General features: G+C 74.7%; 17 protein-coding genes, 1 pseudogene and 1 riboswitch. Of the genes and pseudogenes, 7 read left to right on the top strand and 11 right to left on the bottom strand.

Annotation, left to right across the window (positions count from 1 at the left end; translation table 11 throughout):
- Both ACZ7LY_RS24285 and ACZ7LY_RS24280 read left to right on the top strand, forming a co-directional pair.
- Positions 1-359, top strand: a 359-nt coding sequence (locus ACZ7LY_RS24285; protein ID WP_471626788.1) for an electron transfer flavoprotein subunit beta/FixA family protein, incomplete at its 5' end; no start/stop codon positions are given.
- A 61-nt stretch (positions 360-420) separates the two neighbouring features.
- Positions 421-1,383 (top strand): electron transfer flavoprotein subunit alpha/FixB family protein, encoded by a 963-nt coding sequence (locus ACZ7LY_RS24280; protein WP_471626787.1) that lies wholly within the window; start codon positions 421-423, stop codon positions 1,381-1,383.
- Positions 1,384-1,421: 38 nt separating this feature from the next.
- Here ACZ7LY_RS24280 and ACZ7LY_RS24275 read toward each other — a convergent pair whose 3' ends face one another.
- Positions 1,422-2,300, bottom strand: coding sequence for a hypothetical protein (locus ACZ7LY_RS24275; protein ID WP_471626786.1), 879 nt, complete (start codon positions 2,298-2,300; stop codon positions 1,422-1,424).
- A gap of 206 nt (positions 2,301-2,506) precedes the next feature.
- Positions 2,507-2,968 (bottom strand): cyclic nucleotide-binding domain-containing protein, encoded by a 462-nt coding sequence (locus ACZ7LY_RS24270; RefSeq protein WP_471626785.1) that lies wholly within the window; start codon positions 2,966-2,968, stop codon positions 2,507-2,509.
- A gap of 172 nt (positions 2,969-3,140) precedes the next feature.
- On the opposite strand from ACZ7LY_RS24270, the gene ACZ7LY_RS24265 reads away from it, so the two are divergent.
- Together ACZ7LY_RS24265 and ACZ7LY_RS24260 are read left to right on the top strand one after the other, a co-directional pair.
- The gene (locus tag ACZ7LY_RS24265) at positions 3,141-4,352 is read left to right on the top strand and encodes a D-alanyl-D-alanine carboxypeptidase family protein (RefSeq protein ID WP_471626784.1); all 1,212 of its coding nucleotides are present in this window, start codon (positions 3,141-3,143) and stop codon (positions 4,350-4,352) included.
- Between the two features lie 155 nt (positions 4,353-4,507).
- Entirely contained in the window at positions 4,508-5,143 is a 636-nt protein-coding gene (locus tag ACZ7LY_RS24260; RefSeq protein WP_471626783.1) for a class F sortase, read from the top strand.
- 21 nt (positions 5,144-5,164) lie between these two features.
- On the opposite strand, the gene ACZ7LY_RS24255 is transcribed toward ACZ7LY_RS24260, so the two are convergent.
- The 9 genes and pseudogenes from ACZ7LY_RS24255 to ACZ7LY_RS24215 form a co-directional block, all read right to left on the bottom strand.
- Positions 5,165-5,665, bottom strand: coding sequence for a hypothetical protein (locus ACZ7LY_RS24255; protein WP_471626782.1), 501 nt, complete (start codon positions 5,663-5,665; stop codon positions 5,165-5,167).
- 97 nt (positions 5,666-5,762) lie between these two features.
- Positions 5,763-6,425 carry a lysophospholipid acyltransferase family protein gene (locus ACZ7LY_RS24250; RefSeq protein ID WP_471626781.1) on the bottom strand — a complete coding sequence of 221 codons (663 nt, stop codon included), beginning with the start codon at positions 6,423-6,425 and terminating at the stop codon, positions 5,763-5,765.
- Positions 6,426-6,521: 96 nt separating this feature from the next.
- A pseudogene (locus ACZ7LY_RS24245) lies at positions 6,522-6,809 on the bottom strand (dTDP-4-dehydrorhamnose reductase); the annotation flags it as partial.
- Positions 6,734-6,949 carry a hypothetical protein gene (locus tag ACZ7LY_RS24240; RefSeq protein ID WP_471626793.1) on the bottom strand — a complete coding sequence of 72 codons (216 nt, stop codon included), beginning with the start codon at positions 6,947-6,949 and terminating at the stop codon, positions 6,734-6,736. The pseudogene ACZ7LY_RS24245 and the gene ACZ7LY_RS24240, both read right to left, overlap by 76 nt.
- Before the next feature lie 18 nt (positions 6,950-6,967).
- Positions 6,968-7,390 carry an ATP-binding protein gene (locus tag ACZ7LY_RS24235; RefSeq protein ID WP_471626780.1) on the bottom strand — a complete coding sequence of 141 codons (423 nt, stop codon included), beginning with the start codon at positions 7,388-7,390 and terminating at the stop codon, positions 6,968-6,970.
- 177 nt (positions 7,391-7,567) lie between these two features.
- A complete protein-coding gene (locus tag ACZ7LY_RS24230; protein ID WP_471626779.1) occupies positions 7,568-7,939 on the bottom strand; it encodes an NUDIX domain-containing protein in 372 nt (123 codons plus the stop codon).
- Positions 7,940-8,127: 188 nt separating this feature from the next.
- Positions 8,128-8,925: a (2Fe-2S)-binding protein gene (locus ACZ7LY_RS24225; protein ID WP_471626778.1), complete on the bottom strand. Its 798-nt coding sequence runs from the start codon at positions 8,923-8,925 to the stop codon at positions 8,128-8,130.
- Positions 8,922-9,329: a (2Fe-2S) ferredoxin domain-containing protein gene (locus ACZ7LY_RS24220; protein WP_471626777.1), complete on the bottom strand. Its 408-nt coding sequence runs from the start codon at positions 9,327-9,329 to the stop codon at positions 8,922-8,924. The genes ACZ7LY_RS24225 and ACZ7LY_RS24220 overlap by 4 nt, the downstream gene beginning before the upstream one ends.
- A gap of 60 nt (positions 9,330-9,389) precedes the next feature.
- A riboswitch (cobalamin riboswitch) is annotated at positions 9,390-9,513 on the bottom strand.
- Positions 9,514-9,610: 97 nt separating this feature from the next.
- Complete coding sequence (locus ACZ7LY_RS24215) at positions 9,611-9,928, bottom strand: hypothetical protein (RefSeq protein WP_471626776.1); 318 nt, start codon at positions 9,926-9,928, stop codon at positions 9,611-9,613.
- Positions 9,929-10,212: 284 nt separating this feature from the next.
- Here ACZ7LY_RS24215 and dhaK point away from each other — a divergent pair, with 284 nt between their 5' ends.
- The 3 genes from dhaK to ACZ7LY_RS24200 are packed head-to-tail and all read left to right on the top strand — an operon-like array spanning position 10,213 to position 12,280.
- Positions 10,213-11,205: a dihydroxyacetone kinase subunit DhaK gene (gene dhaK / locus ACZ7LY_RS24210; RefSeq protein ID WP_471626775.1), complete on the top strand. Its 993-nt coding sequence runs from the start codon at positions 10,213-10,215 to the stop codon at positions 11,203-11,205.
- A 53-nt stretch (positions 11,206-11,258) separates the two neighbouring features.
- Positions 11,259-11,867, top strand: coding sequence for a dihydroxyacetone kinase subunit DhaL (dhaL, locus tag ACZ7LY_RS24205; RefSeq protein WP_471626774.1), 609 nt, complete (start codon positions 11,259-11,261; stop codon positions 11,865-11,867).
- The gene (locus ACZ7LY_RS24200; protein ID WP_471626773.1) at positions 11,867-12,280 is read left to right on the top strand and encodes a PTS-dependent dihydroxyacetone kinase phosphotransferase subunit DhaM; all 414 of its coding nucleotides are present in this window, start codon (positions 11,867-11,869) and stop codon (positions 12,278-12,280) included. The genes dhaL and ACZ7LY_RS24200 overlap by 1 nt, the downstream gene beginning before the upstream one ends.
- Positions 12,281-12,344 lie beyond the last annotated feature (64 nt).

Here is a 12,344-nt window from a genome sequence, read left to right as displayed (position 1 = left end):
TGACGCTGCTGTCGGAGGTCGCGGTCGCCGATGGTGTCGTCAAGGGCCGTCGGGACGGGGATGCGGCCTCGGAGCAGCTTCAGGCGTCGTTGCCGACGGTGGTGTCGGTGACGGACCAGTCGGGTGAGGCGCGTTACCCCTCGTTCAAGGGGATCATGGCGGCGAAGAAGAAGCCGGTCCAGTCGTGGGATCTCTCGGACCTCGACATCGAGGCGGAGGAGGTCGGTCTGGAGGGTGCCTGGACGAAGGTCGAGGCGGTGGCGGAGCGTCCTGCGCGCAGCGCGGGCACGATCGTCAAGGACGAGGGTGAGGGCGCCAAGCAGCTCGCCGAGTTCCTCGCGGGCCAGAAGTTCATCTGAGCTTCGGTCATCCCGTTCTCAACGCCCACCTTCCTTTGTGATTGCAGGAGATTGAAGTCCCATGGCTGAAGTTCTGGTCTACGTCGACCACGTGGACGGTGCCGTCCGCAAGCCCACTCTGGAGCTGCTGACGCTGGCCCGCCGGATCGGTGACCCGGTCGCCGTCGCACTCGGCAACGGCGCCGCCGACACACAGGCGGTTCTGGCCGAGCACGGTGCGGTGAAGGTGCTCACGCATGAGGCGGCCGAGTACGCCGATTATCTGGTGGTGCCCAAGGTCGACGCGTTGCAGGCCGCGGTCGCCGCCGTGTCCCCGGCGGCGGTGCTGGTTCCCTCCTCGGCGGAGGGCAAGGAGATCGCCGCCCGCCTCGCGCTGCGGATCTCGTCGGGTCTCATCACCGACGCCGTGGACCTGGAGGCGGGTGCCGAGGGCCCCATCGCCACGCAGTCCGTGTTCGCCGCCTCTTTCACGACCCGCTCTACGGTGACGACCGGCACCCCCGTCATCACCGTCAAGCCCAACTCGGCCGCGGTCGAGGCCGCCCCGGCCGCCGGCGCCGTCGAGGCCCTGACGGTGACGTTCTCCGACGCGGCGACGGGCACGAAGGTCACCAGCCGTACCCCGCGCGAGTCGACCGGCCGTCCGGAGCTGACCGAGGCCGCGATCGTCGTCTCGGGCGGGCGCGGGGTCAATGGCGCGGAGAACTTCGCGGTGATCGAGGCGCTCGCCGACTCCCTCGGCGCGGCCGTGGGTGCCTCGCGTGCCGCAGTGGACGCGGGCTGGTACCCGCACTCCAACCAGGTCGGCCAGACCGGTAAGAGCGTCTCCCCGCAGCTGTACATCGCCTCCGGTATCTCGGGTGCGATCCAGCACCGGGCCGGTATGCAGACCTCGAAGACGATCGTCGCGATCAACAAGGACGCCGAGGCGCCGATCTTCGACCTCGTCGACTACGGCGTCGTCGGCGACCTCTTCGACGTCGTGCCCGCCCTCACCGAAGAGATCAAGACCCGCAAGGGCTGAACCGGTTCACTGTCTGTACGGCGACGGGCTCTGCGGCATCACGGCCGCGGGGCCCGTCGCCGTACGGCGTAGAAGCCCGCCGCGCCGACCGCGCCCGCGATCAGGGCGCCGCCGAGGGCGAGTTGCACCGGCCCCGTCTGTCCCAGCGAGCCGCCGTCACCCGCGCGTACCCCGCCCGGTTCGGTGGCGCCGTGCGCCGAGACGGTGAGCGTGTGCAGGACGACCCTGCCGTCCGCGCAGGTCACGGAGATCGAGTGGGCGCCGGGCCGGGCCCCGGCCGGCACCACGAACTCCCCGGTGACCTCGCCCGTACGCCCGCCGGACGTCAGCGGGAAATCGCCCGCGCCGATGCTGTTCGCGTCGCCCGTGGCGCGGCCGTCCTTGCCGCAGGCGGCGGTGGAGGCGGTCACGGTGGCGCCGGCGCTTGCGGTCGAGGGCGTCAGCGTGAGCCCGTCCGGCCCGGCCGCCGGCGCGTCGGAACGGCCCTGCTGCTCGGACACGTCCGGGAGGTCCGAGGCGGGCGGCACCACCTCGTCGCTGCTCTCCCCCGGCCCCGGCGGCAACTCGGCGTCGACCCCGGCACCATCGCCGGTCCCGGTCTCGGTCCCGTCACCGCTCCCGGCGTCGATCCCGCTTTTGTCTCCGCCGTCCTCCAGGCCGACAGCCGCGTCATCGCCCACGTCCCGGCCGAGGCCGTCCGGAGCGGCGGAAGCACCGACAGCGTTAAGCCCGGCGCCGGAAGCCCCGGCGATCGGAGACCCGGCCGCCGAGGATCCCGCGGCGGGGCCGGGCACGGCCGTCGCCGGGCCGTCCCCCTCCGCCCGCGCCGCCCACGCCGTCGTGGCGCACAGCGGTGCCCCCAGGGTGAGCGCCGACGCGGCGAGGGCGGCGGCGGGCCAGGTGGCGGTGCGGCGCATGCGGGTCCTCTCGCGGGGGCCGCCTGGGCGCGGCCGGAACCGTGGGTACGTACCGCATGAGCCAACCGCGCGGCGGCGCGACGCGCCTGTCGGGGCGTCGGGTCGGGTGACGCGGACGCGGCGAGAGAGTGACGGCGCTCGGCCGGGAGGGGCGAGGAGCCGGCGTGCCGTGAGGGAAGTCGCCAGAGGGTCCGGAGGCGAGAGGATCAGAAGGGGATGTGGGAGTGGCCGTGCACGCGATGCGCCTCGACGAGCGCGACGCGGGCCGATTCGAGGCGGTGTGCCATCACCTCGGCGACACCGTGCAGCAGCGCCACGCCGAAGGCCGGGTCCATGTCGCAGAGGTTGCGTACGGCGGTGCCGTCGAACTCGTACGCCCGCACCGGGGTGAACGCCTCGGCGCCGAAATCCCATGCATAAGGGGGGAACAGCCAGGACCAGCCGAGCAGATCGCCCGGTCCGAGCGGGTCGAGGGGCAGCCGGGAGCGGTCGGAGACGCGGACGTCGAGCGTGACCGTGCCGGTGCGGATGATCCAGAAGCGGTCGGCGTGATCGCCTTCCTCGAAGACGCGTGAGTCCTGGGGGAAGGAGACCTCGGTGGCGAGGGGCATCAGGCGGTCGCGGAAGGGGCGCGGCAGCCGGTTGAGCAGTCGTGTCTGAGCCGTCATGGCGGAACACCTCCACCGTCGTGTCATTCCAGCGTACGTACGTCCGGGTGATGCCACCCGTCACCGGCCCCGGCAGCCGTGTTCACCCGGTCGCGCCGGGTGACGGCGGGCGGCAACGGCCGTCTGGCGTAAGCGGATCGCGGGCCGACGATCATGCACCTACGTTTCCGGCATGGCACCCTTCATCCGTTTCCGTCCCTCCTCGGTCCCCTCGTCCGCGCCGGTCCGCCCGGAGCGCGGGGCGCCGCGTGTCCGGCGGGCGGGCCGGGCGTTCCTGGCGGCGGGACTGTGCGCGGCGTTCTCGGTGGGCGCCGCCGCCGGTCCCGCCGGCGCGGTCCCCGCCCCGGCGCCCGCCCCGGCGCGGCCGCCCGCGAAGCCCTCCGTGTCGGCGCTCGCCTGGGAGGTCATGGACGCCGGCACGGGCCAGGTCCTGGCCGCCCGCTCCCCACACCGCAGGCTGCCCCCGGCGAGCACCCTGAAGACCCTGTTCGCGCTGGCCGTGCTGCCCAGGCTGCGGCCGGACTCCGTGCACCGCGTGACCTCCGCCGACCTCGCCCAGGTCGCGCCCGGCTCCAGCCTCGTCGGCGTGGACGAGGGCCAGCGGTACACGGTCGCCGACCTGTGGCGCGGCGTCTTCCTCGCCTCGGGCAACGACGCCGTGCACACCCTCGCCCGGATGAACGGCGGTCTGGCCCGCACCCTCGACCAGATGCGGGCGACGGCACGGCGCGTCGGCGCCCGCGACACGCAGGTCCGCTCCCCCGACGGTTTCGACACGCCCGGCCAGTACTCGTCCGCGCACGATCTCGCGCTGATCGCCCGTCAGGGGCTCATGAACCCTGACTTCCGGCGGTACATGGGCACGAAGTCGGCACGGTTCCCGGCGGCGGGCGGCAGGCGCGCCTTCGGCATCCAGAACACGAACCGGCTGCTGGTCGGCTCGCACGGCGTCGCCCCGTACCGGGGGCTGATCGGAGTGAAGAACGGTTACACCTCGAAGGCGGGCAACACCCTGGTCTCCGCCGCGACGCGCGGCGGCCGGACGATCCTCGTGACCGTGATGAACCCGCAGGAGGCGACCACCGCCAACCCGGTGTACGAGGAGAGCCGCGCACTGCTCGACTGGGGGTTCCGGGCGGCGCCCGTCCAGGCCCGCGCGGAGCGCACGCCGCCCCGCGCACCGGCCGCCGCGGTGCGCGCGGCCGGTCCGCCGCGTCCCGACACCCGGCACGCGGCGGCGGTGACCGCGTCGGCGCCCGCCGCTCCGGAGGACTCCGCGCCGGGCCTCACCCGTCATCTGGGGGCGGCGGCCGGTCTGCTGGCGCTGGCCGCCGTGCCGTTGCTCGTACGGCGACGGCTGCGCAGGCGGCGCGCGGGGCTCTGAGCGTACGGGCCGCCGTCACCCCCCGTACGGCACGGCCCGCCGGCACCCTCGTAGACCCGTCCCCGTCGTAGACCCGTCCCCGCACCTGAAGGACCCGCCATGTGCTCGCACCGTCGTCCGTCGCGCGTCGTCCGCTGAGACCGGAGGCCCGGAACGTGTCCTCAGCCCCGGCGCGCGGTCTGCGCCCCTCCTGGACCCTCGTCGCCGTGCTGCTGCTCGCGGGGGTGCTGCTCGTGCGGCACGGGGTGGCCGGTGCGGAGGGGCCGCCGCGGCCCGATCCGGGTGCGGCGCGGCTCGGCACCACCACCCCGCCGGCCGATCCGCTGCCCGCGTCGAACCCGACGCGGGTCCGCATCCCGGAGATCCACGTGGACGCGCCGCTGACGCCGGTCTCCCGGGCCGCGGACGGCTGGCTGGCCGCGCCGCCGCCCCGGGAACGGAACCTCGCCGGATACTTCACGGGCGCGGTCACGCCCGGGGAGCGGGGCACGGCCGTCATCGACGGCCATGTCGACAACGCCGACGGGCCCGCCGTCTTCTACGGCCTCGGCGCCCTGCGGAAGGGGCAGCACGTCGAGGTGGACCGGCGCGACGGCAGCACGGCCGTCTTCGAGATCCACGGCATCGACGTCGTCGACAAGAGCCGCTTCCCCGACCGGCGGGTGTACGGCGCGACCGGCCTGCCGGAGCTGCGCGTCATCACCTGCGGCGGCACGTACAGCGCGCGCACCGGCTATCAGGGCAACGTCGTGCTCTACGGGCTTCTCACCGAGGTACGGCACCGGCCGTGACCGCCGCCGGGCGGGCGCGGGTCAGACGCGGCCGCCGGTGAGGCGGGTCAGCGGGCCCTGCGTGCCGCGTTCGGCGCGGCGGCCCGCGGCGTAGGACGCGGCGGTCAGCGCGGTGACGCCGACGGTGGCGCCGGCCGCGATCGCCTTGCGGTTCTTCAGCACGGTCCAGGCGGTCGTCGCCGCGGACGCCACCTGCCCCGCCACCGCCGCGCCCGCACCTATCGTGTCGGCGGCCTTGCTCGCGGCGGTGCCGACGACCCGGCCGGCCTTGGAACCGGCGGCCTGGGCCTGCTGACCGGCCTTCTCGGTCGCCTTCCCCGCCGCGCCCGTGGCCGCCTCGGTCGCCTTGGTGGCGGCGCCGGTGGCCTTCTTGGTGGCCTGCGCCGTCTTCCTCGTGGTCTTCTGCTCTGCCTTCTCGCCGGCCTTACGGGTCTGGCTCGCGGCCTTCTCGGTCGCGTCCGCCGCGTTCTGACCCGCGCGGCCCTGCGTATGCGTCTCGTTGTTGTCTCGTGAAGTGGCCATAGCACCCGGATAGCCGGAACGCGCGACCGCAAACAGGCCAGACTCGCCGAGTTCCCTCCAGGGGGCGTAACTCCCTTACGTCAGCGTCTGGTTGGCGTCAGGCGGCGAGTGCGGTGGGTGCGCCGAGGTGGGCGGCGGCGACGCGCCAGGCGTCGGTCACGGCGAGGTGCGCCTGCCGGGTGACGGTCCGTCGGTCGCCGGCCGGGGAGAGCGGGGCGCCGACGTGGACGTGGAGCGCGGGGCGGCGCAGCGGGGCGGTGGCGATCCCGGCGAGCTGCCGTGCCGGGCCGCCGGAGCCGATGCGGCGGGCGCCGGCCTGCCCCACGGGGACGACGGGGGCGCCGGTGCGTTCCACGAGGCGGGCGACGCCGCCGCGGAACGGGCCGGGTGCCGCCTCCCCCGAACCCGTCCGCCGGGGTATGCCGCCTTCCGCGTACATGAGGAGCAGCCGGCCCTCGGTGAGCGCAGCGGCGGCGAGGTCGAGGGCGTGGGCGGCGCGCCGGTCGCCCCGCTGCACGGGCACGAACCCGTCCCGGCGCAGCGCCCGTCCGAGGCCCGGGACGCGCCAGAGTCCGGCGGCGGCCATGACGACGGGGCGGGCGCCGATCCGGTGCAGAGCGGCGAGGACGACGGCCGGGTCGGCGAGTGCGGTGTGGTTGGCGACGAGCAGGCTGCCGGGCGCGAGGACGGCCTCCTCGTCGCTGGTGACGGTGAGCCGTCCGAAGGCGGGGACGAGGCGGGCGGCGAGGCTGCTGAGCACGGGCTTCTCCGGGAAGGGGCGGGGTCCGTACGGACGGCGGGAACCGGGACCCTCATCCTCTCCGCCGCCTCCCCCGCCCCGCCTGAGTCGCCGTACTCATCCCTCGCTGGGCCCCGGGAGCGGGGGCCGGGGTGCCAGGAACGTGCGGGCGCCGCGCAGTCGGGTCCGCAGCCCGGCCAGGGTCGCCCGGCTGTCGAGCCGCACGTCGAGCGCGCCGGGGCGCCCGGTGTCCGCCTTGCGTGCGCGCGGCAGCCGGGCGGGGTCGAGTCCGTCGCGCCGGGCGACGAGCACGCCCAGCTCGTACCGGCTCACGGCGTCGGGCCCGGCGAGGTGGAGCACGCCGTACGCGTCGCCGAACGCCGACTCCAGGAGAGCGGCGGCCAGTCCAGGGCGTGCCAGTCGGCGTGCGGGTCGCTGCCGGGGCGGGTGGCGTAGGTGGCGGCGGTGGGGTGACCGGCGGCGGACGCCTGGCGGACCAGTTCGGCACCGAGGAAGCCGGTGCCGCCGATGATGAGGACGGTCATGGGCCGTCACGGTAGCGGTCAGGTCGCGGCGAGGGTGTCCTCGTGCTGTTCGACGGGGACGGTCGCGTGGACGCTCTTGCCGCCGGTGTCGTGGGGCACGACGGAGACCGTGCGGCACAGGCGGTGCACCACGGGCCAGCCGTAGCCGCCCTCGGCGGTGTCCTCGCCGCGCGGGCGTTCGGCGGGCGCGCGGTCGCCCCGGTCGTCGCCGACCGTGATGTCGAGGTGGCGGCCGTCCTGGCTCAGCGCGAGTCCGAGGTAGGTGCAACCGCCCGCGTGGCGTTCGGCGTTGGTGACCAGTTCGGAGACCACGAGCAGGGCGTCGTACACCCCCTGGTCACCGAGGTCGTGTCCGGCGTTCTCCAGCAGGTGGGCGGTGCGGGTGCGTGCGGTGGCGGCGGTGACGGTGCTGCCGTTGCCCGTCGTCCAGGAGATGCCCATGGGGTCGCTCCTCTCGTCGGGTCGGGCGCTCGGGCCGGTTTCTCCGGCCCGGCTTCCATGGTGGCGCGCGCGGCGGCCCCGTTCCCAGGGTCGGTGCGCCCCCTTGTCCATGGCCGACGGGCTCCACATGTGCGGGCCGATCGGCCTGTCCTTCGGGTGCCCAAGGTCGGGCGGTCCTCACACGGGAGTGTGGCCGCGCAAGTAGTCGCGTACGGTTTCGGACAGTTCGGCGCCGCCTGCCTCGTCGGGCGCGGCCCAGCGGAGCTGATCAGGCGTCAGGGAGGCTCCCTCGGAAGGGGATTCACTCAGAAGCTGGCATATGACGGCCTGGGTGCCGTCACCGGCCGGGTCGAGCGCCTGGGTGCCGTCGGCGAGGTAGCCGCTCAGCTCGTAGACGACGCGGGCGGCGGCCGCCTGGGCGCTCTCGCCCGGCTCGGCGGTGCCCGAGGGCAGGGCCCAGCCGTGCGCGTCGTGCGTGGCGAGCAGGACCCGCCCGTCGTAGACCACGACCGCCTGGACCGTGGCGCCCGCTCCCTGTGGTGTCGTCATGCCCGCCTCCCCTTGCGCGCGGCGGTCGGCCGCGGCGTCCCGTGCGTCTCCCCGGGCCGTCGCGGCCGGGGGTGCGCGCCCTCGGCCGCTGCGACGAACGGTCCCGTGGGGGCGCGCCGGGTCCCTACCCCGTCAGACGCGGGGCATCCGTGCCGGGCGCGGGGCGTTCGAAGCAGAATGCCCCTGGGTCAGCGCCCCGCGAAGCAGCAGTCGCCGCAGAGGCCGCCGCCGGGGGCGCGGTAGTACAGGCAGCAGCTCCGGCGCCGGAAGGCGAGGCCGGGGCCGTACGTGTGCCCGGTTCCGGCGAGCCGTCCGGTGGTCAGGAGCCGGTCGGCGAGGCCGGTCAGCTCGGGGCGCAGGCCGGGGTGGGCGCGCAGCAGGACGCCCAGGGTGCCGAAGAGCGCGGAGGCGAGGTTGCCGTCGAGCAGACGCGGGGCGACCTTCACGTCGAGGGCGCTCTCCACCGCGTCGAGGGGGCCGGTGACCTGCGCGTACAGGGCGGCGGCGAGGTCGGGCACGGCGTCGGCGCGCAGTCCCTCGGCGCGCGGCAGGCTCAGGGAGGTGCTGTCGGGCCCGGCCCAGCGGACAGCGCGGAGGTCGGGCAGGACGCCGTGCAGGAGGGCGCAGGCGAGGAGCGGCGACCACAGGCGGGCGGCGAGTCCGAGGTGGGCGATCGACACGCCGATACGGGCCTGCGGCGTGGAGTACCGGAGGTTGACGGCGTGCGCCCGCGCGGGGAAACCGGCGGCCAGTGGCTCGGCGGGGGTGGGCTGGTCGCCGGGGTCTGCGGGGGCGGGCGTCGGATCGCCGGGGACGGGCGCCGGATCGCCGACGGTGGGCGGTGTCGCGGGGCGCCGTGCTTCGACGGGCAGGGCGAAGAACCCGCCGAGCGCGGCGACTTCGCGGAGGGCCCTTTCGACTTCCTCGGCGGGCGCGGCTTCCTCGGCGGGCGCGGCTTTCTCGGCGGGCGCGGCGCCGGTGTTCATGACGCCGTCGCCTGGCGGACGCGGCGGGGCGGCTGGAACACGTACAGGTCGAGGGTGCCGGGCATCGGCGCGATGCCGGGGCCTCCGGCGCGTACCCAGGCGGTGATGTCCTCGGTGGCGTCGGCGTCGTTGACGAGGCCGAGCCAGACGGGGCGGCCGCCCGCGGCGCGACCGGCGGCGGAGGGCTGGACGACGATGACGTTCGCCTGGTCGCACACGTCGAGGCACTCGGAGATCCGCACCGGGACGCTCTCGCGCAGGCGGGCCGTCTGCGCCCGGTGGTCGCCGGGGACCTTGACGCTGCCGCAGCAGCAGTCCCGGCAGACGACGACCCCGCTGGGCCGGTCGGCGCGCGCCTCGTCCGTGCCCGTGCCCGCGCGGACGGTCCGCTTCTTCTTCGCCATACGGCGCCTTCCCCTCACCGGGGAGATCCGCCCCGGAATCCGTCGAGGGGGCGGCGGCGTGAGTCTCCTGGCTCTCGGGTCACCGCGGGTCCCGGCCTTCCCGCCCCCTAAGGGACAGTGGCCTGTCGGAACCGGCTCGCCGATCACAGTGGCGGGACCGCGCCGGATTCACACCGGCTTCCTCTTCCCGCCGTCGCCCAATAACGCGCGCCATCCTCTCATGGCGCCTGCCCGCCGCCCCGGGCCGGTCGACCGGTGCGCCCCGGCTCCGGCGGCGGGTGTCAGCTCCTCCTCCCGGCCCGCTGGCTCAGCATGATGACGATGATGCCGACCAGCATCAGCGCGCTCCCGCCGACCGCCACGCCGCTGCGGACCTGCTCGGAGAGGCCGTCCGTGCTCTCGGGCAGGGGGAGGACCAGGAGGGCCATCTGCCAGCACAGCGCGGCGGCGATGACCAACTGGCCCCACCCGTAGAGGCGTGGCCGCAGGACGCGTCCGCGGTTGAACGGCATGACCCACCCCCGCCTGATCGCGGCCACGCCGCAGACGGCGATGAGCAGGGCCAGCACCGTGCCCGGGACCGCGACGAACAGCCTCATGGAACCCCCCTTGGACGTCCGGCGCCTGCCGGACCGGATGGATCATGCCACCCGTTCGGCGGTGACGGCGAGGCCCTGCGTCCAGCGCCACTGTTTCCGCTGTCCCCCTGTTCCCCCTGTTCCCGCGACGCGCGTGCGGGCAGCGGAGGCGTGGCACGTGACGGCGGCCCTGGCAAGGTCGATACTGCCGAGAGCACTCCAGCAGCCGTCCGCCCGAGGCACCGGCCCTGAACTGCACGGACTCAGGGCGGGCGCCCCTCTGCCAGCCTCACCCGGAGGTACGCGTGAAAATGCTGATCAATGTCGCCGAGACCGTCGTCGCCGATGCTCTGCGGGGGATGGCCGCCGCGCATCCCGAGTTGACCGTGGACGTCGAGAACCGCGTCATCCTGCGCCGGGACGCGCCGGTCGCGGGGAAGGTGGCCCTGGTGTCCGGCGGCGGTTCGGGGCACGAGCCGCTGCACGGCGGGTTCGTCGGGCCCGGGATGCTCGCCGCGGCCTGCCCGGGCGAGGTGTTCACCTCCCCGGTGCCCGACCAGATGGTGCGGGCCGCCGCGGCCGTGGACAGCGGGGCGGGCGTCCTGTTCATCGTGAAGAACTACACCGGTGACGTGCTCAACTTCGACATGGCCGCCGAACTCGCCGAGGACGAGGGCATCCAGGTGGCCAAGGTCCTCGTCGACGACGATGTCGCCGTCACCGACAGCCTGTACACCGCCGGGCGGCGCGGGACCGGTGCCACGCTGTTCGTGGAGAAGATCGCGGGCGCGGCGGCGGAGGAGGGCCTGCCGCTGGAGCGGGTGGAGGCCATCGCCCGTCAGGTGAACGCGAGTTCGCGCAGTTTCGGCGTGGCGCTCAGCGCGTGCAGTACGCCGGCGAAGGGCTCCCCCACCTTCGATCTGCCGCCCGGGGAACTGGAGTTGGGCGTCGGCATCCACGGTGAGCCGGGCCGGGAGCGGCGGGCGATGATGACCTCGGGCGAGATCGCGGACTTCGCCGTGAACGCCGTCCTGGAGGACCTGAACCCCACGGCGCCCGTCCTCGTCCTCGTCAACGGCATGGGCGCGACACCCCTGTTGGAGCTGTACGGGTTCAACGCCGAGGTCCAGCGCGTCCTTACGGAGCGGGGGGTGCCGGTCGCCCGCACGCTCGTCGGCAACTACGTCACGTCCCTCGACATGGCCGGCGCCTCGGTCACCCTGTGCCAGGCCGACGAGGAGATCCTGCGGCTGTGGGACGCGCCGGTCAGCACGGCGGGCCTGCGCTGGGGCATGTGAGCCACGCACTTACGTACCTACGTACTTACCTACCTACGAAGCAAGGAGTTCACGTGCTCGACGCCGACTTCTTCCGGCGCTGGATGGCGACGACCGCCGAGGCGGTGGACCGTGAGGCCGCTCACCTCACCGACCTCGACTCCCCCATCGGCGACGCCGACCACGGCAGCAATCTGCAACGCGGGTTCACGGCCGTGAAGAACGTCCTCGACAAGGAGGCCCCGGACACGCCGGGTGTCGTACTCACCCTGGCGGGGCGCCAGTTGATCTCGACGGTGGGCGGCGCGTCCGGCCCGCTGTACGGGACGCTGCTGCGGCGCACCGGCAAGGCGCTCGGAGACGCTACCGAGGTCGAACCGGCCGCGCTGGCAGGGGCGTTGCGCACGGGCGTGGACGCGGTGGCGGCGCTGGGCGGGGCGGCGCCGGGCGACAAGACGATGCTCGACGCGCTCGTCCCGGCAGTAGGAGCCCTGGAGGACGGGGACTTCGCGGCGGCGCGGGAGGCGGCGGCGCACGGCGCGGCGGCGACGACGCCGTTGCAGGCGCGCAAGGGGCGGGCCAGTTATCTCGGTGAGCGCAGCATCGGGCATCAGGACCCGGGGGCGACGTCGGCGGCGCTGCTGTTCGCCGCGCTGGCCGAGACCGCTGAGGGGCGGGACTGATGAGTGACCCGGGCAAGGCGGTCGGCATCGTGCTGGTGTCGCACAGCGAGGAGGTCGCGGAGTCGGTGGCGCGGCTCGCGGTCGGGCTCGCCGGGGGCGGCGGCTCGGCGGCCGTCGCGGCGGCGGGCGGCACGGAGGACGGGGGGCTCGGCACCAGCGCGGAGCGGATCGTCGCGGCGGCGGCGCGGGTCGACCAGGGAGCCGGGGTCGCCGTCCTCGTGGACCTCGGCAGCTCGGTCCTCACGGTGAAGGCGTTGCTCGCCGAGGGAGATGAACTCCCTGACGGTACGCGGTTGGTGGATGCGCCCTTTGTCGAGGGGGCGGTGGCGGCGGTGACCGCTGCGCGGGGCGGGGCGGGGTTGGAGGGGGTTGTCGCGGCGGCGTCGGACGCGTACGACTACCGCAAGCGGTGACCTCGGCGGCCCAGTGCCGGGTGCGTGAAGGTTGCGCCTCGGGTGCAGCCCCGGTGGGACTTCT

The organism is Streptomyces sp. NPDC107550 (assembly GCF_055639095.1).
The sequence above is the reverse complement of the archived record's forward strand: the minus strand, read 5'-3'. Positions and strand labels throughout refer to the sequence as shown.